Source organism: Reyranella soli (genome assembly GCF_007992495.1).
In the GTDB taxonomy this organism is placed as follows: domain Bacteria; phylum Pseudomonadota; class Alphaproteobacteria; order Reyranellales; family Reyranellaceae; genus Reyranella; species Reyranella soli.
In genome coordinates this window covers 1-22,857 of sequence record NZ_BKAJ01000051.1, presented here as the reverse complement: position 1 = coordinate 22,857, position 22,857 = coordinate 1, and the positions used below count along the sequence as shown (strand labels likewise).

The following is a 22,857-nucleotide window of genomic DNA, read 5'->3' as shown; positions in this document are numbered from 1 at the left end:
TGTGCAGAGCTACTAGACGGGACGGGTCCGGCGCTCCTGTTCCTGCTCGCCCCAGGCGCACAGCTCCCCGATGATCTTCAGCAGCGACGATCCGCTGATGCGCCGCGTCGGCGGCGTGCTGCCCGAGGTCTCGACCGAGCAGTGGCCATGATGGACCCTCCGCGCCGCGCCTTCACTCGGCCGCCTGCAGCCGCGGTTCGTGCACGTCCGGCCAGGGCAGGCCGAGGTTTTCGCGCAAGGTCTTACCCTCGTATTCGGTGCGGAACAGGCCGCGGCGACGCAGCTCGGGAATGACGGTCTCGATGAACCGGTCCATGCCCTGAGGCAGCAGCGGCGCCATGACGTTGAAGCCGTCGACCTCGCCCTCGACGAACCGCTCTTCCAGCGCATCCGCAATGTCCTTGGTTGTCCCCAGCACCGTCCAGTGGCCGCGTGTGCCGGCCGCGCGCCGGGCGAGTTGGGCCACCGTCAGGTTCTCGCGGATGCCCATGTCGAGCATCAGCTTCTGCCGCCCCTTGTGGCCGTCGGTGTCGGGCAGGCTCTCGAGACGCATGTCGAGAGGGTAGCCCGACAGGTCGAGGCCGACCGTCGAGTTCAGCATCATCAGGCCGACCTCCGGCTGGATCAGCTCCTCGAACACGGCATAGGAATCCTCCGCCTCTGCTCGGCTGTCGGCGACGACGCAGCAGACGCCCGGCATGATCTTGAGGGATTCCTGTCGGCGACCGAAGCGGGGCAGCCGGGCGCGCAGGTCGCGCGAGAAGCGGCGGGACTCCTCGACCGTCTGCTGAACAGTGAAGACCACCTCGGCCGTGCGCGCGGCCTGCTCCATCGCCGGTTCCGACGTGCCGGCTTGGATCACGACCGGCCGGCCCTGCGGTGACCGCGGCACGTTCAGCGGACCACGGACGGAATAGTAGCGGCCCTTGTGGTCTAGGAAGCGCACCTTGCGGGGATCGAAGTAGCGCCCGGACCCCTTGTCGTGCAGGAAGGCGTCGTCGTCCCAGCTATCCCACAGCCCCAGCACGACATCGACGAACTCGTCAGCCCGCCGGTAGCGCTCGGCATGGCTGGGATGGTGGTCCATGCTGAAATTCTGAGCCGCATTGAAGTTGGACGAGGTCACGACGTTCCACCCCGCCCGGCCGCCGCTGAGGCAGTCCAGCGATGCAAACTTGCGCGCGACGTTGAACGGGTCGTTGTAGGTCGTCGATACGGTCGAGACGAGCCCGATATGGTCGCTGACCGCTGACAGCGCCGACAGGAGCGTGATCGGCTCGAACTGCGCCGTGTAGCGGATCGAGGTGCGGCTCAGCGCGTCGAGATCCGCCTCGATCGTCCGCCCGCCGCCGCCGGCGAAGGCGTCGTTGTCGGCCAGGAATCCCATGTCGAACTTGGCGCGCTCCGCCGACTGGATCTGGTGCACGAAGGCCTTGAAATCGATGGCCGAGCACGGGGAAGCGTCGGGATGGCGCCAAGCCGCGACGTGGTGCCCGGTCGGGAACAGGAAGTAGCCGAGTTTCATCTGATGCGCCGGTTTCGCCACCACAGCCCTCCTTCAGTCGGCCGCTGCCTGCCGTTCGTCCTCCGGTGCCGCGGCGCCGTCGACCGCCGCGGGTCCGAGGCCCTGTCTGCGGCTGCGTCCGGCCAGCCCGCGTGGCACCGAAGCGATCAGCATGCGGGTGTAGGGATCGGTCGGGTGGAAGAGCACCTGCCGCGGTGCGCCGCGCTCCACGATCTTGCCGGCGTTCATGACGGCGATCTGCGTGCAGACCCGCGCGACCACCGCGAGGTCGTGGCTGATCAGGATGATGGTCAGTCCCAGCTCGCGATTGAGATCGCTGAGCAGGTTGATGATCTGCCCTTGCAGCGACACGTCGAGCGCCGACACGGGCTCGTCGGCGACCAGCACCTCGGGCTTCATCGCCAGTGCCCGGGCGATGCCGACGCGCTGGCGCTGGCCGCCGGACAGCTCGTGCGGGAACCGGCGCAGCAGCATGGCGTCCAGGCCGACCTGGTGCATCAGGCTCGCGATCTCGCCCTCCGCCGCGGCGCCGGTGACGCTGCGCGCCGCGAGCGCTTCGGCGAGCACCCGCCGGATCCGCTTGCGCGGATTGAGCGACGATCCGGTGTCCTGGAAGACCATCTGGACGGCATGCCGGAACGTGCGTTGCTCCTCGGCCTTCAGCCGGGCGACATCCGCACCGCGGTAGACGACCTTTCCGGCGGTCGGCTCGATCAGGCGCACGATGATCTGGGCCAGCGTCGACTTTCCGCAGCCGCTCTCGCCGACCAGGCCAAAGATCGCCCCGCGCTCGATCGACAGGGAGACGCCGTCGACGGCTGCAACGCGCGGCGCGCCTCCCCTCAGGCGCTGCAGCAGGCCGCGTCGCAAGGCGTATTCCTTGCGGATGTCCTGCAGCTCGAAGAAACCTTCGGTCTTTGCCATCACGCGGCATCCCAGCAGACGGCGAGATGGCCCGGTTCGCGCCAGGTCGGCGGCTCGGATGTGCGGCAGCGGTCACTTGCCTCGTCGCAGCGCGGTGCGAAGGGACAACCGACGAGATCGCTGTCGAAGCGCGGCGGCAGGCCGGGAATCGTGGGCATCGGCCCGGTGTCGGCATCGAGCCGCGGGATGCAGCGCAGGAGCTGGCGGGTGTAGGGGTGGCGCGGGGCGGCAAACACGCTTTCGACCGAGCTGCTCTCGACCACCTTGCCGGCATACATGACGCAGACGCGGTCGCAGATTTCCGCAATCAGGTCGAGATTGTGGCTGATGAACAGCACGGCGATGCCGAGCTCGCGGCGGATGCGGTCCAGCATGCCGATGACCTGGGCCTGCACCGTGACGTCGAGGGCGGTCGTCGGCTCGTCCGCGATCAGGAGCTTGGGATTGCTGGAGACGGCGAGCGCCGTCATGACACGCTGCCTCATGCCGCCGCTCAGCTCGTGCGGATAGGCGCGCATGCGCTCGCGCGGATGGCGGATGCCAACCAGCGCCAGCAGTTCCTCGATACGCGCCAGCGCAGCCTTGTGGCCGATCGCCTGGTGCGTCCGCATGCTGTCGTAGATCTGCCTCCCGACCGGGATGACGGGATTGAGCGCCGTCAGCGGATCCTGGAAGATCATCGCGATGTCGCGGCCGCGCCGCTCGTTCATCGCCTTGCGCGGCAAGCCGACGAGGTCGGTGCCGTCGAAGACGATACGCCCGCTGCTGATCCGGGCGCCGGGCGGCAGGACCTGCGGGATCGACAGCGCCGTCAGGCTCTTGCCAGATCCCGATTCGCCCACCAAGCCTACAACCTCGCCGGCCGCCACCCTGAGGTCGACGCCGCGAACGACATCGCGCCACTGCTGGCCGGCCTTGAAGGAGATATGCAGGCCGTCGATGCGCAGCAGGGGGTCGGCCGGCATCATGTCGCGTAACCCATGGTGGTGCTGTGGCGGGGGTCGAAGCGGTCGCGCAGGCCGTCGCCAAGCAGGTTGAAGGCGACGACCGTCAGCGAGATCGCAGCACCGGGGAACACCGACAGCCACCACTCTCCTGAGATCAGGTAGTTGCGTCCGTTCGACAGCATGTTGCCCCAGCTCGGAGTCGGCGGCTGGACGCCGAGGCCGACGAAGCTGACGGCGGCCTCGACGATGATGCCGATGGCGAGCATCAGCGTCGCCTGCACGATCACCGGCGACAGGCAGTTCGGCAGCACGTCGGAGAACAGGATGCGTAGCTCGCCCACGCCCTGCAGCCGCCGGGCGGCGACGTAGTTGGACGCCACCTCGGCGAGGGCCGAGATGTAGGTCAGTCGCGCCAGCGTCGGGATGTAGAGCAGGCCCAGCAGGACCATCAGCTTGAGTTCGCTCGAGATAGTGAGCGGCCCCCACTGGACGTCGCGCACGCCGAAGATGCCGACCAGCGCGATCGCCCAGATCAGCAGCGGGATGGAAGAGACGGCCTCGAGGACGCGCATGATCGCCTGCTCGAGCCAGCCGCCGCGGACCCAGGTCGCGAACAGGCCGATGGCGACGCCGAAGGTGACGCCGATGACGACGGCGAACCCCGCCACCGCCAGCGATGCCCGCGATCCCCAGATGACGCGGCTGAGCACGTCCCGTCCCGACTGGTCGGTGCCCATCCAGTGCGTCTCGTCGGGCTCCAGGAGCTTGTCCAGGATGTTGACGGCCAGCGGATCGTACGGGGCGACCAGCGGGGCGAAGATCGAGCTCAGCAGCAGCAGGCCAGCGATGCAGCCGCCGGCAAATCCGGCCGGTCCGCCGAAGAAGTGCACCAGGCGGCGCAGGCGGTTCATGCCGCGGCCGCCGCGAGGCGGGGGTTGAGCCAGCCGTTGATCATGTCCGCGGCGAGGTTGGCCAGCACGAACACGATCGTGAACACCATCACCACGGTCTGGACCATGTAGTAGTCGCGCTGGTTGATCGCCGTCAGCAAGGCGCGCGACATGCCGCCGATGTTGAAGATCTGCTCGATGATCAGCGCCCAGCCGAACATGTGGCCGAACGAGACGCCGGCGATCGTCACGACCGGCAGCAGGGCGTTGCGCATGGCGTACATCAGGATGCGGCCGCGACCGAGGCCGCTCGCTCGGGCGGTGCGCATATAGTCCTGGTTCAGGACTTCCAGCAGGCTGGCGCGCGTCATGCGGGTGATGACGGCGAGATAGAACACGCTGAGGCAGAAGCAGGGTAGGGCGATCGACAGCAGATGCGGGCCGAGGCCCGCCGAGAGCGGCACGAAGCCGCCGGGCGGAAACCAGTCGCGCTCGACCGCGAACGCCAGGATCAGGACCAGGGCGAGCCAGAACCCCGGAATGGACACGCCGAGGACCGCCAATAATCGCGCGAAGTAATCGACGAGGCTGTCGCGATAGAAGGCGGAAAGCGTTCCCAGGAAGACCGAGACGATCGACGCCAGGACGAAGGCGACGATGACCAGCTCCATGGTAACTGGAAACGTGTCGGCGATCTGCTCGTTCATGTAGAGGCCGGTGGTGAACGAGCGGCCGAGATCGCCCTTTAGCACGAGGCGCTCCAGCCAAACCGCGTATTGCACGACGATGGGCCGGTCGAGACCGTGCTGCCGGTCGAAGTCCGCGATCTGCGTCTTCGTCGCCTCGTCGCCCAGGACGATCCGCGCCGGCGATTCGGGGATCGAGCGCGTGAGCATGAACAGCAGCAGGCTCACGACCAGCAGCGAGAAGACGGAGAAACCGAGTCGCCGGAGGAAGAGGCTCGCCATCGTCGACGCTCAGCTCAGCGAGACGTCGCGGATGTTGATGGTCAGTCCGCGGCTCGCCTTGAAGCTTCCGACCCGCTTGCGCCACAGGTTCGTGGCGTTGAAGTAGCCGACCCACACGAAGGGAGATTCGTCTGCGAGCAGCTGCATGATCTCGTCGTAAACCGGCTTCAGCTTCTTCTCGTCGTTCTCGGCGAAGACGATCTTGAGAAGTTCCGCGATCCTCGGGCTCTGGTAGCCGCCCACGTCCGACATGAACTGGTTCGGCAGGAAGTTCTGGCTGAGGAAGTATGTCGCCTCGCCCGGCGACATGATGTTGCGGAACATGGCATCGTAGTTGCCACGGAACATGGCGGGCGAAATCAACGCCGCGTCCGCCATGCGCAGCTTCACCTCGATCCCGAGCTTGGCGAATTCCGACTGCAGGAAGACGATGCAGTCCTTGGCGTCGAGCAGGTAAGGCACGGCGCTGGTCATCAGCTCGAAGCTGGCGCCATCGGCGTACTTCGATTTCTTGAGGTAGAACTTCGCCTTGTCGAGGTCGTAGGCCAGCGACTTGTCCGCGGCCGGATTGAACCACCAGGACGACGCCGGCGCCGGGATCGCGGATTTCTCCACCAGGCCGTAGAAGATGCGCTTGGTGATCGTCTCGCGGTCGACGGCATGGGCCAGCGCGCGACGGAAGTTGACGTCGTCGAAGGGCGGGCGCTTGTTGTTCAGGAGCAGGACGCTCCAGCCGCCGAACGTGCCGCGGGTGTCACCGTCGATGCCGTTGCGCTTCTTGAGGTTGGTGAAATCGCGCGGCGGCGGCGCGCCCATCATGTCGATCTGGCCGCTCAGCAGGTAGGCGACGCGGGAGGCGTCCTCCGGCACGAACTTGACGACCAGCCGATCCCACGCCGGCTTGCCCTTCTGCCAGTAGTTCGGATTGCGGACCAGGCTGACATAGTCGTTGGGTTTCCATTCCTCGAAGATGCCGGGGCCGGTGCCGACGCCCTTCGGGTTGAGGCGGAAATGATCGTCGCCGAGTTCCTGGCGCGATCCCTTCGGCCAGATCGCCATGTGCTTGGTCAGGAAGTAGACCCAGGGGGAGTAGGGCTCCTTGAGGACGACACGCAGGCGGTAGGGGCTGTCGATCTCGACATGGGAGAGGCGGTCGAAGATCGGGCGCCGCGAGGCCTTGTTCTTGGGATCGAGCATGTACTCGAAGCTGTCCTTCACGTCCTCGGCCGTCAGCTTCTTGCCGTTCTGGAAGACGACGTCGTCGCGCAGGTCGAAGGTGTAGACGAGCTTGTCCGCCGATATCTCGGGCAGCGCCTTGGCGAGCTGCGGCTTCAGTATGCCGTCGACGTCGAACTCCAGCAGGTTCTCCCAGATGGTCTGGGAGATGATCATGGTGTCGTGGCTCGCCATGTTGATGGGATCGCAGGTGATCGGATTGTCGCTCAGCGCCACGGTCAGCGTGCCGCCGGGGCCGGCCTTGGCATCGCGGATCCAGCTACCGGAAAGCGTGGCGGCCGAAATCGCGGCGGCGGCCTGTAGTGCGGTTCGTCTGGTGATTCCGGCAGTGCGACGCATGCGCTTGACCTCCGTCAGCTGGCGATCACACCCGTCCGCGCGTTCCTCATCCCTTCGTCGATGGCTTTCATGCCTTATTGGATCGAAGCAAGGGGACCGTGCCCCTTGCATCTTCACGTCACTATGCGTTCGTTACTCGGCCGCTGCCGCCTGCTGCTCTGGCTGCTGCGGACCGCGCACCAGGCGGCCGGGCAGCTCGCCGGTCGACTCGCCTTCACGGTACACCGGCACGCCGGAGACGATCGTCGCGACGTAGCCCTCGGTACGCTGGTTCAGCCGCCGGCCGCTCGCCGGCAGGTCGTAGACCACGTGCAGCGGTCCGACATTCAGCCGGTCGTAGTCGATGACGTTCAGGTCGGCCTTGTAGCCGGGCGCGATCACGCCGCGGTCTTCGAGGCCGATGGTGCGCGCCGGATCGCTCGACAGCCGCTTGATGATCCACTCGAGCGGCACTTTCTCGCCGCGTGTGCGGTCGCGTGTCCAGTGCGTGATGGTATAGGTCGTGGTCGAGGAATCGCAGATGAAGCTGTAATGAGCGCCGCCGTCGCCCAGCCCCATTACGGTATTGGGATGTTTCATCATCTCGAGGCAGGCGTCGAGGTTGCCGTCGACGTAGTTGGTGACCGGCCGGAACAGGATGGTCGTGCCGCCGTCCTTCAGGAGCAGGTCGTAGACGAACTCCTCGACCGGTACGCCGGCCGCAGCGGCGCGCGCCTCCATGCTCTCCTCGAGCGGCGGCTCGTAGTTCGGCGGGGTGCCGAGCTCGAAGATGCGGTCCCAGCAGTTGAGGCGCCGTCGCAGCGAGGGGTCCTCGGTCTTCTCGGCCAAGAGCTTGGTGCGGAAGGCCGGATCCTTCAGGTGGCTGAGCCGCTCCTCGAACGGCAGATGGGCGATGGCCTTGTAGGCGGGCCGCTCGCAGAACGGGTTGAGCGAGATCTCGAAGCCGAAGTTGATGCCGATCTGCCGGCCCATGATCTGCGCCAGCAACTTGACGCCGTCCTTGTTGGCGTCCTCGATCATGTCGAGCAGCAGCTTCCAGTGGCCGGGCTTGCCCTCGCGTTGGGCGAGCGTGAGGCTCATCGGCCGGCCCGAGCGGGCCGCGACCCGGCGCAGGCGGGTCAACTCCTCGGCCGGATCGTCGAAATCGGTGATGATCTGCACCCAGCCCTTGCCGGTCGTGCCGACGGCCTCGGCGATGACGGCGAGCTCCTCCTCCGCCGCGGCCAGGGTCGGCGTCGGCTTGCCGTCCAGGGTCTTGTGGGCGATGGCGTTCGACGTCGAGAAGCCGAGCGCGCCCGCTTCGATGCCCTCGACCACCAGCCGCGCCATCTCCCGGCGGTCCTCGTCGGTCGCCGGCTCACGGTCGGCGCCGCGCTGGCCCATGACGTAGACCCGAATCGCGGCATGCGGCACCTGGGTCACGATGTCGACGTCGTACTGACGCTCGGCAAGACGATCCATGAAGTCGGGAAAGGTCTCCCAGTTCCAGGGCAGGCCCTCTGTCATGACGACCTCGGGAATGTCCTCCACGCCTTCCATCAGCTTCACCAGGACGTCACGCTCGTGCGGCTTGCAGGGCGCGAAACCAACGCCGCAATTGCTCATCATCACCGTGGTGACGCCATTCCACGAGGAAGGGTCCAGCCGATTGCTCCAGACCGCCTGGGCGTCGTAGTGGGTGTGGATGTCGACGAAGCCCGGCGTGACCAGCAGCCCCTTCGCATCGATCTCCTGGTCGGCCTGGATGGTGACGGTGCCGACCTCGACGATCCTGCCGTCGACCACGGCTACGTCGCCGATGAATGGTTTCCTGCCCGTGCCGTCGATGATCGTTCCGCCGCGTATGACCAGACTGGAACCTTGGCGCATTGGGAAACCCTCCTTCGGCACAACAGCATGTGGAGATGTCCCGTCGGCACGTTCAAGCATCGTGCCAGTCGTCCGCGCGAATCTCGCATGCTGGCCTGCATCGCTGCTTCGATGAATTTACGTCCATCGAGTCGCGGTGAATGCCGCTCTTGTAGGCATGTCGGCGCCGGCGGTCTCTGCTGTTCAACGATTGTGTAGAATTCGATGCTGCTCCTTGCGTACCGATCTTCCCGCAGTTTCGACAGGCCTTGGATACTTTTGCTGCAACCAGCCCTCGGGGAGTGCAGATGTCTCAAGCGCCGGCAGTGGCTGGTTCCCGTTCTCCCCAGGCACAGAGCGCGGCCATGATCTTCAGGAGTGACTGGCCCCGTTCCGTCGTCGCGTAGACGGGGTGGCGCCTCGCTCGCTCGTCCTTGTCGATCAGTCCCTCGCGCCGCAGTTCGCGCAACCGCCCCGCCAGGATGTGATCCGACAGGTTCGGATGCGTGCGCTTCAGCGCGGCGAACGTCCCCGCGCCGCTCTCGATCGAGAACAGGACCGACATCTTCCAGCGCAGCGAGATGCGCGCGAGCACGTCGTTGGCTACGCACGACTGCGCGAGCCGCTGCTGATTGAGGAAGTTGGCCGATCCGAGCTTGCGCCCGGGAGCGCTCACTTTCGAATGAGTATCGACATGCATCGGGGCATCCCTAGGTTTTCAAGAGACATCGACAACACGAGACCTCCGCTCATGAACATCGTCAACGTCATCTTTCCCGTCGTCGTCGAAGATCTCGTCGCCCAGAAGGCGGCGACAGACCACTACCGGCGCGCTCTCGGATTGCCGCTCAAGGCGGAGTTCCAGCATGCCGGTTTCACCGTTTCCTGGCTCGGCCCGATGGTCGTGGTCGGCGCGGAAGATCCTGCGGCCCTCGAAGTCGCCCGCCAGGTGGATGCGATCTTCGTCGTCGACGATCTCGAGAGTGCCTGGCAACAGGTGCAGCCCGAATCGGAAGTCCTGGTGAAGCCGGAAACTGTCCCGACCGGCGGGCGATTTGTCGTCCGCCATACGAACGGCGACGGCCGCGTGATCGAGTACCTCGACCTCAGCAACGCCGGCGGCTGAGACCGACGCGACTCCTCTGGAGGAAGCCGGCGGCAGGGCCTAAGCTCGCGCCGTCTTCCCGGGAGGAAGCGTCATGAAGAAGATCGTCATTGCCGCCGCTCTGGCATGCGTCGCGACGGCGGCGCATGCCGAGAACGGCGTGCTGCCGATGGCCGGCAAGCCTGAAGATGTCGGCCTGTCGTCCGCCCAGCTCAAGCGCCTCGAGGAAGTGACGCAGAAGCATGTCGACTCCGGCCTGGTGCCGGGCGCGGTCATGCTGGTGGCACGGCGCGGCAAGATCGCGTGGGTGTCGACGCTCGGCAAACGCGACGTGGCGACGGGCGATGCGATGAAGCCCGACGCGATCTTCCGCATCTACTCCATGACCAAGCCGATCGTGAGCGTTGCGGTCATGCAGCTGGTCGAGGAGGGCAAGCTGCAGGTCAGCGACCCCGTGTCGAAGTTCCTGCCCGAGATCAGCAAGATGAAGGTCGGCACCGAGAGGGTGGTCGATGGCCGGGCGGTCCTGCAGCTCAGCGATCCCGAGCGGCCCATGACGGTGCAGGACCTGCTGCGCCACACGTCCGGCCTCACCTACGGCACGCGCGGCACGGCGCTGGTCAACCAGTCCTACATCGACGCCAAGATCGGCGATCGCGGCATGAGCAATGAGGAGTTCGTCACCAAGCTCTCGACCCTGGCGCTGAAGTTCTCACCTGGGACGCGTTGGGAATATGGCGTGTCGACCGACGTGCTCGGACGGCTGGTCGAGGTGGTCGACGGCAAGAAGCTCGGTGAAGCGCTCGCGACGCGCGTCTTCAAGCCGCTGGGCATGGTCGATACCGGCTTCCAGGTGCCGGCCGACAAGCTTGCGCGAGCGGCGCAGCCCGGTCCGCGGCCCAACGGCCAGCCGATGACGGCGCGCTTCGCGGTGAACGATGGCGCCAGGTACGAGTCCGGCGGCGGCGGCCTCACCTCGACGATGGACGACTACCTGCGCTTCACCACCATGCTGGCCAATGGCGGCACGCTTTCCGGCAAGCGCGTGCTCGGCAAGCAGACCCTGGCCTTCATGACGGCGGACCACACCGGCAACCGTCCCGGGCGGCCGCCGGGATTGGGCTTCGGTCTCGGCTTCGAGGTGCGCACCATGACGGGCGAGGCGGCCTTGCCGGGCTCGGTCGGCGAATATGGCTGGGCCGGCAATGCCGGTACGCTGTTCTGGGTCGATCCCAAGGAGCAGCTCTTCGCCATCTACATGGTGCAGGTGAGCGATCCCGACCGCATCGCGTTGCGCAACCAATTCAGGACGATGGTGCAGTCGGCCATCATCGATTGAGGGGAGAAACGCCATGAGCATTCGCGGCCTTGCAAGCGTTCTCGTGTTGTCGCTGGTCCTGGCGCCAGCGGCGGTCCGCGCCGAGATGCCCGCGCAGATGGCGGGCAAGCCCGAGGATGTCGGGCTCTCGTCGACGCAGCTTCAGCGCCTCGTTGCCGCGACCAAGAAGAACATCGATGACGGGCTGATGCCCGGCGCCGTCATGCTGGTGGCGCGACGCGGCAAGGTCGCCTGGGTGTCGGTGCAGGGCAAGCGGGCGCCCGATGCCGACGATGCCATGAAGTTCGATTCGATCTTCCGTATCTATTCCATGACCAAGCCGATCACCAGCCTGGTGCTGATGCAGCTGGTCGAGGAGGGCCGCCTGCAGGTCTACGATCCGGTCGCGAAGTACCTGCCCGAGATCGGCAAGATGAAGGTCGGTACCGAGGTCACGGTCGACGGCCAGCAGAGGCTGCGGCTGAGCGATCCCGACCGGCAGATGACGGTGCAGGACCTGCTGCGCCATACCGCGGGCCTGACCTACGGAGCCCGCGGCACGTCGCTGGTCAACAAGGCCTACATCGACGCCAAGATCGGCGACCGCACGGCGACCAACGAAGAAATGGTGCGACGCCTGAGTGGCGTGCCGCTGCTGTTCTCGCCGGGCGACCGCTGGGAATACAGCGTGGCCGTCGACGTGCAGGGTCGGCTGATCGAGGTGCTGACCGGCAAGACGCTGCTGGAGGCGTTCAACGAACGGGTGTTCCAGCCGCTCGGCATGGTCGACACCGCCTTCCAAGTACCGGCCGGTAAGCTCGCGCGGGCGGCGCAGCCGGGCCAAAAGCCCAACGGCCCGCCGATGACGCCGCGCTTCAAGGTCGACGACGGCGCGAAGTACGAATCGGGCGGCGGCGGCCTTCTTGGAACGACCGAGGACTATCTGCGCTTCAGCCTCGCGCTGGCCAACGGCGGCGTCTTCCAGGGCAAGCGCATCATCGGTCGCAAGACATTGGAGTTCATGACCGCGGACCATGTCGGCAATCGGCCGGGCCGGCCCGACGGCTTTGGCTTCGGCCTGGGAGTCGAGGTCCGTACCAAAGTCGGCGAATCGGCGCTCATGGGTTCGGTCGGCGAGTACGGCTGGTCCGGCGCTGCCGGCACGGAGTTCTGGATCGACCCGAAGGAGGAGCTCGTCGGCCTCTACATGGTCCAGGCAAGCGAGGGCGACACCCGCTTCCTGCGCCGGCAGTTCCGGTCGATGGTCGGGGCCGCGCTGATCGACTGAAGCGCGACACACTGCAATTTTCTCGTGGCGTGCGCGTAATTTTGGCGCGCTGGCATGGTGCGTATCGCGCTCATCGACTAGAAGGGCGTCCCTTGAGGGAGGAGACTACATGCTTCGTCGTTCGATTCTCGTGGGCGCCGGTGCAGCGCTCGCGCTGCCGGCCGTGGCCCAGCAGCAGCAGCCGATCAAGATCGCGCTGATCTATGGCAAGACCGGTCCGCTCGAGGCCTATGCACGGCAGACCGAGGCGGGCTTCATGCTCGGCCTGGAATACGCCACCAAGGGCACGATGGAGATCAACGGCCGCAAGATCCAGGTCATCCTCAAGGACGACCAACTGAAGCCCGATCTCGCCAAGGCGGCCCTGGAGCAGGCCTATGGCGACGACAAGGTCGACATCGCCGTGGGCACGTCGTCGTCGGCTGCCGCACTCGCCATGCTGCCGGTGGCCGAGGAGTACAAGAAGGTCCTGATCGTCGAGCCGGCCGTCGCCGACCAGATCACCGGCGAGAAGTGGAATCGCTACGTCTTCCGCACGGCGCGCAACTCCACTCAGGACGCGCTGGCTGCGGCCGCAACGCTCAAGGACGAGAACATCTCGATCGCAACCCTGGCGCAGGACTATGCCTTCGGCCGTGACGGCATCGCCTCGATGAAGCAGGCGCTGGCCGCCGTCGGCTCCAAGGCCAAGATCGTGCACGAGGAGTATGCGCCGCAGCAGACAACCGACTTCACCGCCTCGGCGCAACGCATCTTCGACGCGCTGAAGGACAAACCGAGTCGCAAGATCGTCGTCGTCGTGTGGGCGGGCGCCCATCCGCTGCCCAAGCTGATGGACCTCAAGCCCGAACGCTACGGCATCGAGATCGCGCCGGGCGGCAACATCCTGCCGGTGATGGCTGGATGGAAGCAGTTCCCCGGCCTCGAGGGCGCGATCTACTACTACTGGGGCTTCCCCAAGAACCCGGTGAACGACTGGCTGGTCGCCGAGTACAAGAAGAAGAACAACGGCGCGCCGCCGGACTTCTTCGTGGCGGGCGGCATGGCCGCCGCCATGGCGATCGTCGAGGGCATCAAGAAGGCAGGCGGCACCGACACCGAGAAGCTGATCGCCGCCATGGAAGGCATGACCTTCGATACGCCCAAGGGCAAGATGACTTTCCGCAAGGAAGACCACCAGGCGCTGCAGGTGATGTACCACTGGCGCATGAAGAAGGATCCGCCGGACAACGTCGACTTGCTCGAGCTGGTGCGTGAGATCCCGGCCGACGAGATGAAGCTGCCGATCAAGAACAAGCGTTGAGTTGTCTTCCGGACCGCGCGTGCCCTCGCGCACCTCATGAGCGCGCGGGGACGCGCGCGGTCCGGAAGAGCATAACGCCATGCTCGCCACAGAAGACCTGACGATCCGTTTCGGCGGGCATGCCGCCGTCGACGGCGTGAGCTGCGCCTTCCAGCCCGGCACGCTGACGTCGATCGTCGGTCCCAACGGCGCCGGCAAGACGACCTACTTCAACCTGATCTCGGGCCAGCTCGCCGCCACTTCGGGCAAGGTGAGGCTGAACGGCGAGGACATTACCGGTTATGCAGCGCCACGGCGCAGCCGGCTGGGCCTGGGCCGCGCCTTCCAGCTCACCAACCTCTTTCCCAACCTCAGCGCGCTGGAGAACGTGCGGCTGGCGGTCCAGGTGAAGAGCGGCAAGGGGCTCGACCTCTTCTCGCGCACGCTCGGCCACCGCGAGCTGATCGACCGCGCCATGACCCATCTTGCCGCCGTGTCGCTGGCCGAGCGCGCCCAGGCGATCGCCGCGACCTTGCCGCATGGCGACCAGCGTAAGCTCGAGGTCGCGATCCTGCTGGCGCTCGAGCCCGACATCTTCATGTTCGACGAGCCGACCGCCGGCATGAGCATCGACGAGGTGCCGACGGTGCTCGACATCATCGCCGCCATCAAGGCGCGCGGCGACAAGACCATCCTGCTGGTCGAGCACAAGATGGACGTCGTGCGCTCGCTGTCGGACCGCATCGTCGTGCTGCACCAGGGCAAGCTGGTGGCCGACGGCAAGCCCGCCGAGGTCATCAACTCCGATATCGTGCGCGAGGCTTACCTGGGCGGGGCCGCGCCCCGAGACGCGCATGGCTGAACCGCTGCTCAGCCTGCGCGGCGTGAAGACCGACATCGGGCGTTATCACATCTTGCACGGCGTCGAGTTCGACGTGCCGGAGGGCGGGCTGACGATGCTGCTGGGCCGCAACGGCGCCGGCAAGACCACGACCTTGCGAACCATCATGGGCCTGTGGCGCGCCACGGCGGGCGAGGTCCGCTTCGCCGGCCGCAACATTGCCGGGCTCGCCACGCCCGACATCGCGCGGCTCGGCATCGCCTACGTACCCGAAAGCATGGCGATCTTCGCCGACCTCACCGTGCAGGAGAACCTGACCCTGGCGGCGCGCTCGGGGCCACCCGATCAGAAGCGGCTCGACTGGATCTTCTCGCGCTTCGAGGCGCTGAAGCGCTTCTGGACCTTGCCTGCCGGCAATCTGTCGGGCGGCCAGAAGCAGATGCTGGCCGTCGCGCGCGCCATCATCGAGCCGCGTCGGCTGCTGCTGATCGACGAGCCGACCAAGGGTCTGGCGCCCGCCATCATCACGAACATGATCGACGCCTTCCGCGAGTTGAAGGACGGCGAGGCGAGCCTGCTGGTGGTCGAGCAGAACTTCGCCTTCGCCCGCCAGCTCGGCGACACCGTGGCGGTAATGGACGATGGCAAGGTTGCGCACACGGGCTCGATGGCGGCCTTCGCTGCGGACGACGCCCTGCAACAGCACCTGCTGGGAATGGGCATGGGGGAACACCAGTGAAAAAGGACTGGCTGCCGCTGCTCCTGATCCCGGCCGTCGCGGTCGTGGCGCTGCCGCTTGTGGGCTCGCCGACGAGCTGGGTGACACTCACCGCCGCCGGCCTTGCCATGGGTCTGATGATCTTCGTCATGGCGTCGGGGCTCACGCTCACCTTCGGCCTGATGGATGTGCTGAACTTCGGCCACGGCGCGTTCATCGCCGTCGGCGCCTTCGTCGCCGCCAGCGTCATGCTGGCGCTGTCGCCCTGGATGACGGTCGATTCGCTGTGGCTCAACCTCGCCGCGGTCGGGCCAGCAGTGCTGGCGGCCATGGTCGTGAGCGGCGTGCTGGGTTGGGGTTTCGAGCGCGTGATCGTGCGGCCGGTCTACGGCCAGCACCTGCGCCAGATCCTGGTGACGACCGGCGGGCTGATCGTGGCCGAGCAACTCCTCAAGGTAATCTGGGGACCTGACCAGATCACCCTGGCGCGGCCGACGGCGCTGCGCGGCGCCTTTCTGCTGGGCGACGTCGCCATCGAGAAGTATCGCGTGCTGGCCGTGATCGTCGGGCTGGTCGTCTTCGCCGCGCTCGCCATCACGCTCAACCGCACGCGCATCGGCCTGCTGATCCGGGCCGGCGTCGAGAACGGCGAGATGGTCGAGGCGCTGGGCTACCGTATCCGCCGCCTGTTCGTCGGCGTCTTCGTCGCCGGCTCGGCGCTGGCCGGCCTGGGCGGCGCCATGTGGGGCCTCTATCAGGAGACGGTGACGGCGGCGATCGGCGCGCAGGTCGCCGTCCTGGTGTTCATCGTCATCATCATCGGTGGTCTGGGCTCGGTCGGCGGCTGCTTCGTCGGCGCACTGCTGGTCGGGCTCAGCGCCAACTACATCGGCTTCATCGCGCCCAAGGTGGCGCTGGGCTCCAACATCCTGCTGATGGCGCTGATCCTGCTGTGGCGGCCGCAGGGCCTCTACCCCGTGGCCAAGAGGTGAGCATGGTGCGGGCGATCCTTTCCGACGACCTGCCGCGCAGCCGTTGGCTCGCCGTCGCCCTGGTGCTGATCGTGGTCGGCCTGGCGGTGGCGCCATTCCTGTTTCCCGGCGCCAAGTCGCTGAACGTCGCCGCCAAGATCTGCGTCTTCATCGTGCTGGCAGCGAGCTTCGACCTGCTGCTGGGCTATACCGGCATCGTCTCCTTCGCCCACACCATGTTCTTCGGCATCGGCGCCTATGGCGTGGCGATCGCGCTGACGCGCTTGGGTGCCGAATGGACGGCCGTCGCGGTTGGCATCGTCGCCGGCCTGATCGTCGCCGTCGCGCTGGCCGCCCTGATCGGCCTGTTCAGCCTGCGTGTGCGCACGATCTTTTTCGCCATGATCACGCTTGCCGTAGCCAGCGCCTTCGCCATCCTGGCCTCGCAGCTGCCGGCTCTGACGGGCGGCGAGGATGGGTTGAACTACCGTCTCCCCGCGGCGCTGCGCGCTTCGTTCTCCCTGGCCGACGGCACGCTGTTCGGCGTGCGCCTGAACGGCCGCCTGGTCGACTACTACCTCGTCTATGCCGCCTCGCTGGTCCTGGTGCTGGTGTTGCTGCGCGTCGTCAACTCGCCGTTCGGCAGCGTGCTGATGGCGATCCGCGAGAATCCCTTCCGCGCCGAGGCGATCGGCTACCGCACCGTGGTCTACCGCACCATCGCAAGCTGTATCGCCGCCGCCGTGGCGGCGCTGGCCGGCTCCCTCCTGGCGCTGTGGTCGAGCCAGACCAACCCTGACACAACGCTCAGCTTCGACATCATGGTCGACATTCTGCTGATGGTGGTGATCGGCGGCATGGGTACGATGTACGGCGCCGTCCTGGGCGCCGTGCTGCTGGTGTTCGCCCAGAACTACCTGCAGGACCTGCTGGGCATCGCCAATCAAGCCCTGGCCGGCGTGCCCTTGCTCGCCGGCCTGTTCCATCCCGACCGCTGGCTGCTGTGGCTCGGCGTGGCCTTCATCCTCTGCGTCTATTTCTTCCCGACCGGGATCGTCGGCAGCCTGCGCAACAGACGCTCATAGTCTTCCGGACCGCCGGCCTCATAAATCATGAGCCGGCCGGAGGCCGGCGGTCCGGAAGAGTCAGATCGCGACCTGCTGGATGCCGCCGCGCGGCTGGCCGGCCTCGATGTTGCGCCACAGGATCTCGTGGCCCTGCGGCAGCGGCCGGTTGTTGGCCATGGTGAGCCACAGCCGCAGCAGCAGGCGGTCGTGGCCGCTCGAAGCCTCGTCCTCGAACGGCGTGCGGCCGTGATAGGTGACGTGGCTGTTGATCAGCTGCAGGTCGCCGGGCTCGAGCGTCATCTCGAAGCAGAGCTCCTGCGCCGTCGCCATCAGGACGTCGATCGCTTCCTTCTGCGCCGGCGTGAGCTTCGGCACGTCGGGCGCGAGCTGGGCGGCCTCGATGAAGGTGAGCGAATAGTGCGAAGTGAACTTGCCGTCGCGCACGCCGAAGATCGGCAGCGGATAGGCCGTGGCCTTGGTCGTGCCCACTCCGTCACTGCCCGCGCCGTCCTTGCCGGTGCCTTCCTCGCCGAAGCGGCTGCGCCAGTAGTCGGTGAACAGCGCGTCGAGCAGGTCAGGACGCTTGGCGAGGATCGCGTTGTGGATGGCGGGCGTGGAGGCGAGGGTGCTCACGCCGCCCTTCATCGCCTGGCGCACGCACAGCAAGCCGACCACGTCGGTGCGGTCGGTATGGAAGCGCAGTCCGCCGTTGGTCAGCGTGCGGGCATAGGACGACAGGAAGGTGGTCCCCTTCTGGTCCTTGGTCTCGCCGTAGGTGCGGCCGACATGCGCGCCCTCGTCGCGGATGGCGCGCATCAATTCGCCGCTCCGATTCTGGAACACCGGCGTGCCGAGATGCGTGCCCAGTCCGAAGTAGATCTTGCGCAGGTCGTTCTCGTCGTAGCGGTCCACCGGGAAGCCGCGCAGCTTCATGATGCCGACGCCGTTCTCCAGCTCGTCGGCGATGTCGGCCAGCAGGCCGTGGAGCCCGCTCAGCGGAAAATCCTTGCGCGTGATCTGCGACCATTCGAGGCCGGCCTTGTTCACGGCGGCGAGGGCGGCATCGAGCGTGGCCGTGCCCGAGGCCGGGAAATCACGGATCCAACGCTTGGAGTTCTTGATCTCATCGCCGGTCCAGACCGAGGGACCGGTAAGGGGGGTGCGGTTGGTCATGGCCGGACTAAATGAGCCTCCCGGGCGGCGCGCGCAAGCAACATCACCAGGGTCTTGTGCTGATGGCAGCCGGCGATTCCCGGCCGCGTGACCAGCACCGCCGGGAGCCGGCTGCGGTCGGCGCCGGTCACGACCACACGGTCGATATGCAGACTGCCGCAGGCCTCGTCGGAGAGGCGCAGCAGGGCGTCGAGGCCGCCGTCCTTGGCCAGCAGGTCCGGATCGTCCTTGACCCGCAGCCCAACGATCTCGGACGTATCCTTTCGCGAGATGAGCCGGCGCAGGACCGGGCAGTCGGCCTGGTCGAGGGCGGGCGCGATGCCCAGCCGCAGCTTGCGGCCGCGCAGGCCCGGCGCCGTGGCCTCGGTCGCCGCGGCGATCTCCTCGAAGGCCCGGCGGATCGACGGCAGGTATTTCTTGCCCTCGGCCGTGAGGGTGATCGCCCGCGCCGAGCGGTGGAAGAGCCTGGTGTCGAGCGCGGTCTCGAGCGTCTTCACGAGCTGGCTGACGGCGCCCGGCGTCACGCAGAGCTCGTCGGCGGCGCCGCGAAAGCTTCTGTGCCGCGCCGCCGCTTCGAAGGCGCGCAATCCGTTGAGGGGCGGGAGTCGATAGGTCATGGCGGTCCTCTCCCCTCGCAGATTAGGAGCGGGAGCGGCAGCGCGAGCATCAGGATTTCTATGCCTTAAGCAGCAGATCAGCTGATTTGTCCGCAGCCGTCGCCGGTACGATTGTCGCGGCCGACGAATGCCATCCCAGGAGATCGCCATGACCGATGAGATCGCCATCAGCCATCTGCAGCGGCGCAAGATCGAGGGCCGCGTGCTCATTCCCTTCATCGAAGCCTGCCGGGAGAAGTTCGGCGAAGGACCGACGCACGAGCTGGTCATCGCCGCGATCCGCGCTCATGCCGCGACCGACGGCGCACGATGGGCCGACATGTTCGGCGCGGACATCGAGGGCCTGCGCCGCGTCGCCGAGGAATTGTGGGCGGGCGGCGGCGGCATGGAGCTCGAGGTCGTCGGCCAGACGGCCGACCGCCTCGACTTCAACGTGACGCGCTGCCGGTACGCGGAGTTCTACCAGGAGCTCGGCCTCGCCGATCTCGGTTCGCTGATCCACTGCAGCAGGGACCATGCGATGGTCGAAGGCTTCAACGACGGGCTCGAGCTCACGCGCAGCCAGACGATCATGGCGGGCGGAAGCTGCTGTGACTTCCGCTTCCGGAGGAAGGCATGACCGGCGTCCTCGACGACTATCTGATCGATCCCGAGGTGTCTCTTCTCGACAAGACGCGCATGCAGGCCCAGGTCCTGCTGCCGGTGCTGCGCGCGTTGCGGGCCGAGCTGGGCAAGGAGCGGGCCGATGCCGTCGTGAAGCAGGCCCTGCGCGACTGGTCGAAGCAGCTCTTCGCCGCCATTGCCGACGGCATCGAAGGCAGCCCGCGGCGCAAATGGGCGGCCATTCAGAAGGTCTTTGGCGAGATCTCCGGCCGCGAGGTCGCGTTCGAGATCAGGCACCATGACGAGTCGGCGCTCGACATCGACGTCACACGCTGCCGCTTCGCCGAGTTCTTCCGCGCGCTGGGCGAGCCCGAGCTCGGCGCGCTGCTGATCTGTGCGGCGGATTTCGACATCGCGGCCATCGGCGCGGGCACGGTGGATCTCGAGCGCGCCCAGACGATCATGCAGGGCGCGCCGAGCTGCACCTTCCGCTACCGGTTCGCGCCGCGTTGAGGCGTGGGCGCAAAGGTCCCTCGCTACGCTCGGGATGACAACGTTGCTCGCATCGACGGGGTGCGCCACACCAAGGCTGTCATCCCGAGCGTAGCGAGGGGCCTTTGAGGCCACAGGAAAGATCTAACGCAACGCCTTGCGCATGTTGATCGAGGTCGGATGGTCGAAGCCCTCGTGCGCCTCGCGCGAGATCTCGACATAGCCCATCGACGAGAACAGCTTCTGGTTCTCGACGAGCACGATGCGCACGCCCAGCCGGACGCCGGCGAGCTCGCGCCGCCGGGCCTCGTCCTCGACCGCCTCGACCAGGCGGCGGGCGATACCTTCGCCACGCGCCTCGGGCACGACCGAGAGGCGGCCGAAATAGAGGTCGTCCTCCATCAGCTGCACCATGACACAGGCGATCATGCGACCGTTCCGCTCCGCGACGATGGCGCCGGACTCGCGCGTCAGTTCGGCGGCGATGGCCTCCGCCGTTTCGCGGAAGGCGCCCGACTCGGGCTCGAGCTTGCCGCGATACTGCTCGAAGGAGGCGGCGATGGTGGCGGCGATCGCCGCGGCATCAGCCGCCGTCGCGGCGCGCAGGAGGAGGGTGTCGCTCATGGTCGTTCTCGCGTAGGCTTGCCTTATTAGGTGGGGAAAAGCCAATGGGTTACCAGACCATCGAGGTGAGAAAGCTCACACCCGCGATCGGCGCTGAGATCTTCGGCGTCGATCTCGCCCGGCCGCTCGGCAACCAAGTCTTCCAGGAGATCCATGACGCGTTGATGGACAATCTGGTGATCTTCTTCCGCGACCAGGAACTCACCCACGACCAGCACAAGGCGTTCGGCCGGCGCTTCGGCGAACTGCACATCCATCCGACGTCGATCCGCACCGAATCGGAGCACCCCGAGATCCTGGTCATCAAGGCCGACGAGCATTCGAAGTTCGTGGCGGGCGAGGAATGGCACTCCGACGTGTCGTGCGATCCCGAGCCGCCGATGGGCAGCATCCTCTACATGAAGCAGCTGCCGCCGGAGGGCGGCGGCAACACGCTGTTCGCCAACATGTACCGCGCCTACGACACGCTCTCGGCCCCGATCCAGCGTCTGTGCGAAGGCCTGATTGCCGTCCACGACGGCGCGCAGGTCTATGGCGGCCGCTTCGGCCAGAAGCCGAAGGAGGGTGGTTTCCCGAGGAACGAGCATCCGGTGGTGCGCACGCATCCGGTGACCGGCCGCAAAGCGCTTTACGTCAATCGCAACTTCACCACGCACATCGTGGGTTTGCGCAAGAGTGAGAGCGATGCGCTGCTGGAAATGCTCTACCGCCACAGTGAGACGCCGGAGTTCCAGTGCCGCTTCGCCTGGCAGCCCAACTCGGTTGCCTTCTGGGACAATCGCGCCGCCATGCATCACGCGATGTGGGACTACTTCCCGCACAAGCGGCTGGGCTATCGCGTGACCGTCAAGGGCGACAAGCCGTTTTATCGCGCCCAGGGGCGCATATAGGGAAAGACATGGCGCTCATCACTTACCTGACCCGTATCCAGTTCGACTTTGGGGCGCTGAAGCTGCTCGAGTCGGAGCTGCAGCTGCTCGGCATCCGTCGGCCGCTGATCGTGACCGACAAGGGCGTGATCGCGGCCGGGCTGTGGGCCAAGGTCAAGGAGCGGCTTCCCGGCAACATGCCGATCACGCTGTACGACGGCACGCCGGAGAACCCGACGGAAGCGGCGATGCGCGATGCGCTCAAGATCTACAAGGAAGAAGGCTGCGACGGCATCATCGCCATCGGTGGTGGATCGCCGATGGACCTCGCCAAGGCGGTCGGCCTGATGGCGACCCATCCCGGTCCCTCGCTGCAACCCTATTCCTTCGTCGAGGGCGGGGCGGGCAAGATCACCGCGGCGGTGGCGCCGATCGTGGCCATTCCCACGACCTCGGGCACCGGCAGCGAGGTCAGCCGCGGCGGTGTCATCATCATGGATTCCGGCCGCAAGCTCGCCATCGGCAGCCCCTACCTGATCCCCAGGTTGGCGCTGATCGATCCCGAGCTGACGCTCGGCCTGCCGCCGCATCTCACGGCCGGCACCGGCATGGACGCCTTCACCCACAACATCGAATGCTTCCTGTCGAACGCGGTGAACCCGCCGGCCGATTCGATCGCGCTCGATGGCCTGGAGAAGGCGTGGACCTATGTCGAGCGCGCCACCAACGACGGCTCGGACCGCGAGGCGCGCTACAACATGGCGATGGCCGCCATGGAAGGCGCGATGGTGTTCCAGAAGGGGCTGGGTGCGGTGCATGCGCTCAGCCATCCGACCGGCGGCCTGAAGGGCTATCGCCTGCATCACGGCACGCTGAACGCGGTCTATCTGCCGGCCGTGCTGCGCTTCAACGAGCCGGCCGTCGGCGAGAAGTACCGGAAGGTGGCGCAGGTCATGGGCCTGCCGGCGAGCGAGGCCAATGCCGCGGGTGTGGCCAACGCCGTCGCCGCGCTTAATGCGCGGCTCGGCATTCCCAAAGGGTTGGGCGCGATGGGCTTGGCGCAGGATACGGTGGAGAAGATCGCCGACGGCGCGCTCGGCGATCACTGCCACCAGTCGACGCCGCGCCAGCCGACCAAGGCCGAGTACGTGAAGTTGATCGAAGAGAGCTGGGGTTAGTCTTCCGGACCGCGCGCATCCTGCGCGCTCATGA

23 protein-coding genes are annotated in these 22,857 nt (G+C 66.6%); 12 read left to right on the top strand and 11 right to left on the bottom strand.

The window, feature by feature from the left end; all coding sequences use genetic code 11:
• Positions 1 to 172: 172 nt before the first annotated feature.
• The 8 genes from RSO01_RS15795 to RSO01_RS15760 form a co-directional block, all read right to left on the bottom strand.
• Positions 173 to 1,546, bottom strand: coding sequence for an LLM class flavin-dependent oxidoreductase (locus RSO01_RS15795; protein ID WP_218037350.1), 1,374 nt, complete (start codon positions 1,544 to 1,546; stop codon positions 173 to 175).
• A 12-nt stretch (positions 1,547 to 1,558) separates the two neighbouring features.
• Positions 1,559 to 2,449 (bottom strand): ATP-binding cassette domain-containing protein, encoded by an 891-nt coding sequence (locus RSO01_RS15790; RefSeq protein WP_147150079.1) that lies wholly within the window; start codon positions 2,447 to 2,449, stop codon positions 1,559 to 1,561.
• Complete coding sequence (locus RSO01_RS15785) at positions 2,449 to 3,417, bottom strand: ABC transporter ATP-binding protein (protein WP_147150078.1); 969 nt, start codon at positions 3,415 to 3,417, stop codon at positions 2,449 to 2,451. The genes RSO01_RS15790 and RSO01_RS15785 overlap by 1 nt, the downstream gene beginning before the upstream one ends.
• On the bottom strand, positions 3,414 to 4,307 hold the full coding sequence (locus RSO01_RS15780; protein WP_147150077.1) for an ABC transporter permease: 894 nt from the start codon (positions 4,305 to 4,307) through the stop codon (positions 3,414 to 3,416). Before RSO01_RS15780 ends, RSO01_RS15785 begins: the two co-directional genes overlap by 4 nt.
• On the bottom strand, positions 4,304 to 5,254 hold the full coding sequence (locus RSO01_RS15775; RefSeq protein WP_147150076.1) for an ABC transporter permease: 951 nt from the start codon (positions 5,252 to 5,254) through the stop codon (positions 4,304 to 4,306). Before RSO01_RS15775 ends, RSO01_RS15780 begins: the two co-directional genes overlap by 4 nt.
• A gap of 9 nt (positions 5,255 to 5,263) precedes the next feature.
• Positions 5,264 to 6,829 carry an ABC transporter substrate-binding protein gene (locus RSO01_RS15770; RefSeq protein ID WP_170303093.1) on the bottom strand — a complete coding sequence of 522 codons (1,566 nt, stop codon included), beginning with the start codon at positions 6,827 to 6,829 and terminating at the stop codon, positions 5,264 to 5,266.
• Between the two features lie 132 nt (positions 6,830 to 6,961).
• Positions 6,962 to 8,698 (bottom strand): N-acyl-D-amino-acid deacylase family protein, encoded by a 1,737-nt coding sequence (locus RSO01_RS15765; protein ID WP_147150074.1) that lies wholly within the window; start codon positions 8,696 to 8,698, stop codon positions 6,962 to 6,964.
• Positions 8,699 to 8,990: 292 nt separating this feature from the next.
• Positions 8,991 to 9,377 (bottom strand): winged helix-turn-helix transcriptional regulator, encoded by a 387-nt coding sequence (locus tag RSO01_RS15760; protein WP_147150073.1) that lies wholly within the window; start codon positions 9,375 to 9,377, stop codon positions 8,991 to 8,993.
• Between the two features lie 51 nt (positions 9,378 to 9,428).
• Between RSO01_RS15760 and RSO01_RS15755 the strand changes: the two genes are divergently transcribed.
• The 8 genes from RSO01_RS15755 (at position 9,429) to RSO01_RS15720 (ending at position 17,285) form a co-directional block, all read left to right on the top strand.
• Positions 9,429 to 9,803 (top strand): hypothetical protein, encoded by a 375-nt coding sequence (locus RSO01_RS15755; RefSeq protein ID WP_147150072.1) that lies wholly within the window; start codon positions 9,429 to 9,431, stop codon positions 9,801 to 9,803.
• A gap of 73 nt (positions 9,804 to 9,876) precedes the next feature.
• On the top strand, positions 9,877 to 11,121 hold the full coding sequence (locus RSO01_RS15750) for a serine hydrolase domain-containing protein (protein ID WP_147150071.1): 1,245 nt from the start codon (positions 9,877 to 9,879) through the stop codon (positions 11,119 to 11,121).
• 13 nt (positions 11,122 to 11,134) lie between these two features.
• Positions 11,135 to 12,388 (top strand): serine hydrolase domain-containing protein, encoded by a 1,254-nt coding sequence (locus RSO01_RS15745; protein WP_147150070.1) that lies wholly within the window; start codon positions 11,135 to 11,137, stop codon positions 12,386 to 12,388.
• 109 nt (positions 12,389 to 12,497) lie between these two features.
• Complete coding sequence (locus RSO01_RS15740; protein ID WP_147150069.1) at positions 12,498 to 13,691, top strand: substrate-binding domain-containing protein; 1,194 nt, start codon at positions 12,498 to 12,500, stop codon at positions 13,689 to 13,691.
• 79 nt (positions 13,692 to 13,770) lie between these two features.
• Complete coding sequence (locus RSO01_RS15735) at positions 13,771 to 14,532, top strand: ABC transporter ATP-binding protein (RefSeq protein WP_147150068.1); 762 nt, start codon at positions 13,771 to 13,773, stop codon at positions 14,530 to 14,532.
• Positions 14,525 to 15,250 (top strand): ABC transporter ATP-binding protein, encoded by a 726-nt coding sequence (locus tag RSO01_RS15730; protein WP_147150067.1) that lies wholly within the window; start codon positions 14,525 to 14,527, stop codon positions 15,248 to 15,250. Before RSO01_RS15735 ends, RSO01_RS15730 begins: the two co-directional genes overlap by 8 nt.
• Positions 15,247 to 16,221, top strand: coding sequence for a branched-chain amino acid ABC transporter permease (locus RSO01_RS15725; RefSeq protein WP_147150066.1), 975 nt, complete (start codon positions 15,247 to 15,249; stop codon positions 16,219 to 16,221). Before RSO01_RS15730 ends, RSO01_RS15725 begins: the two co-directional genes overlap by 4 nt.
• Positions 16,222 to 16,223: 2 nt before the next feature.
• The gene (locus RSO01_RS15720; protein WP_147150065.1) at positions 16,224 to 17,285 is read left to right on the top strand and encodes a branched-chain amino acid ABC transporter permease; all 1,062 of its coding nucleotides are present in this window, start codon (positions 16,224 to 16,226) and stop codon (positions 17,283 to 17,285) included.
• A 60-nt stretch (positions 17,286 to 17,345) separates the two neighbouring features.
• Here the strand turns inward: RSO01_RS15720 and RSO01_RS15715 are convergent, their stop codons facing one another.
• Positions 17,346 to 18,440, bottom strand: a complete 1,095-nt coding sequence (locus RSO01_RS15715) for a TauD/TfdA family dioxygenase (RefSeq protein WP_147150064.1) — start codon at positions 18,438 to 18,440, stop codon at positions 17,346 to 17,348.
• Positions 18,437 to 19,057, bottom strand: coding sequence for a LysR family transcriptional regulator (locus RSO01_RS15710; RefSeq protein WP_147150063.1), 621 nt, complete (start codon positions 19,055 to 19,057; stop codon positions 18,437 to 18,439). Before RSO01_RS15710 ends, RSO01_RS15715 begins: the two co-directional genes overlap by 4 nt.
• Before the next feature lie 148 nt (positions 19,058 to 19,205).
• On the opposite strand from RSO01_RS15710, the gene RSO01_RS15705 reads away from it, so the two are divergent.
• On the top strand, positions 19,206 to 19,676 hold the full coding sequence (locus RSO01_RS15705; RefSeq protein ID WP_170303092.1) for an L-2-amino-thiazoline-4-carboxylic acid hydrolase: 471 nt from the start codon (positions 19,206 to 19,208) through the stop codon (positions 19,674 to 19,676).
• On the top strand, positions 19,673 to 20,173 hold the full coding sequence (locus RSO01_RS15700; protein WP_147150061.1) for an L-2-amino-thiazoline-4-carboxylic acid hydrolase: 501 nt from the start codon (positions 19,673 to 19,675) through the stop codon (positions 20,171 to 20,173). The genes RSO01_RS15705 and RSO01_RS15700 overlap by 4 nt, the downstream gene beginning before the upstream one ends.
• Positions 20,174 to 20,296: 123 nt before the next feature.
• On the opposite strand, the gene RSO01_RS15695 is transcribed toward RSO01_RS15700, so the two are convergent.
• Positions 20,297 to 20,776, bottom strand: coding sequence for a GNAT family N-acetyltransferase (locus tag RSO01_RS15695; protein ID WP_147150060.1), 480 nt, complete (start codon positions 20,774 to 20,776; stop codon positions 20,297 to 20,299).
• Positions 20,777 to 20,820: 44 nt separating this feature from the next.
• Here RSO01_RS15695 and RSO01_RS15690 point away from each other — a divergent pair, with 44 nt between their 5' ends.
• Together RSO01_RS15690 and gbd are read left to right on the top strand one after the other, a co-directional pair.
• The gene (locus tag RSO01_RS15690) at positions 20,821 to 21,666 is read left to right on the top strand and encodes a TauD/TfdA dioxygenase family protein (RefSeq protein ID WP_147150059.1); all 846 of its coding nucleotides are present in this window, start codon (positions 20,821 to 20,823) and stop codon (positions 21,664 to 21,666) included.
• Between the two features lie 8 nt (positions 21,667 to 21,674).
• On the top strand, positions 21,675 to 22,823 hold the full coding sequence (gene gbd, locus RSO01_RS15685) for a 4-hydroxybutyrate dehydrogenase (RefSeq protein WP_147150058.1): 1,149 nt from the start codon (positions 21,675 to 21,677) through the stop codon (positions 22,821 to 22,823).
• Positions 22,824 to 22,857 lie beyond the last annotated feature (34 nt).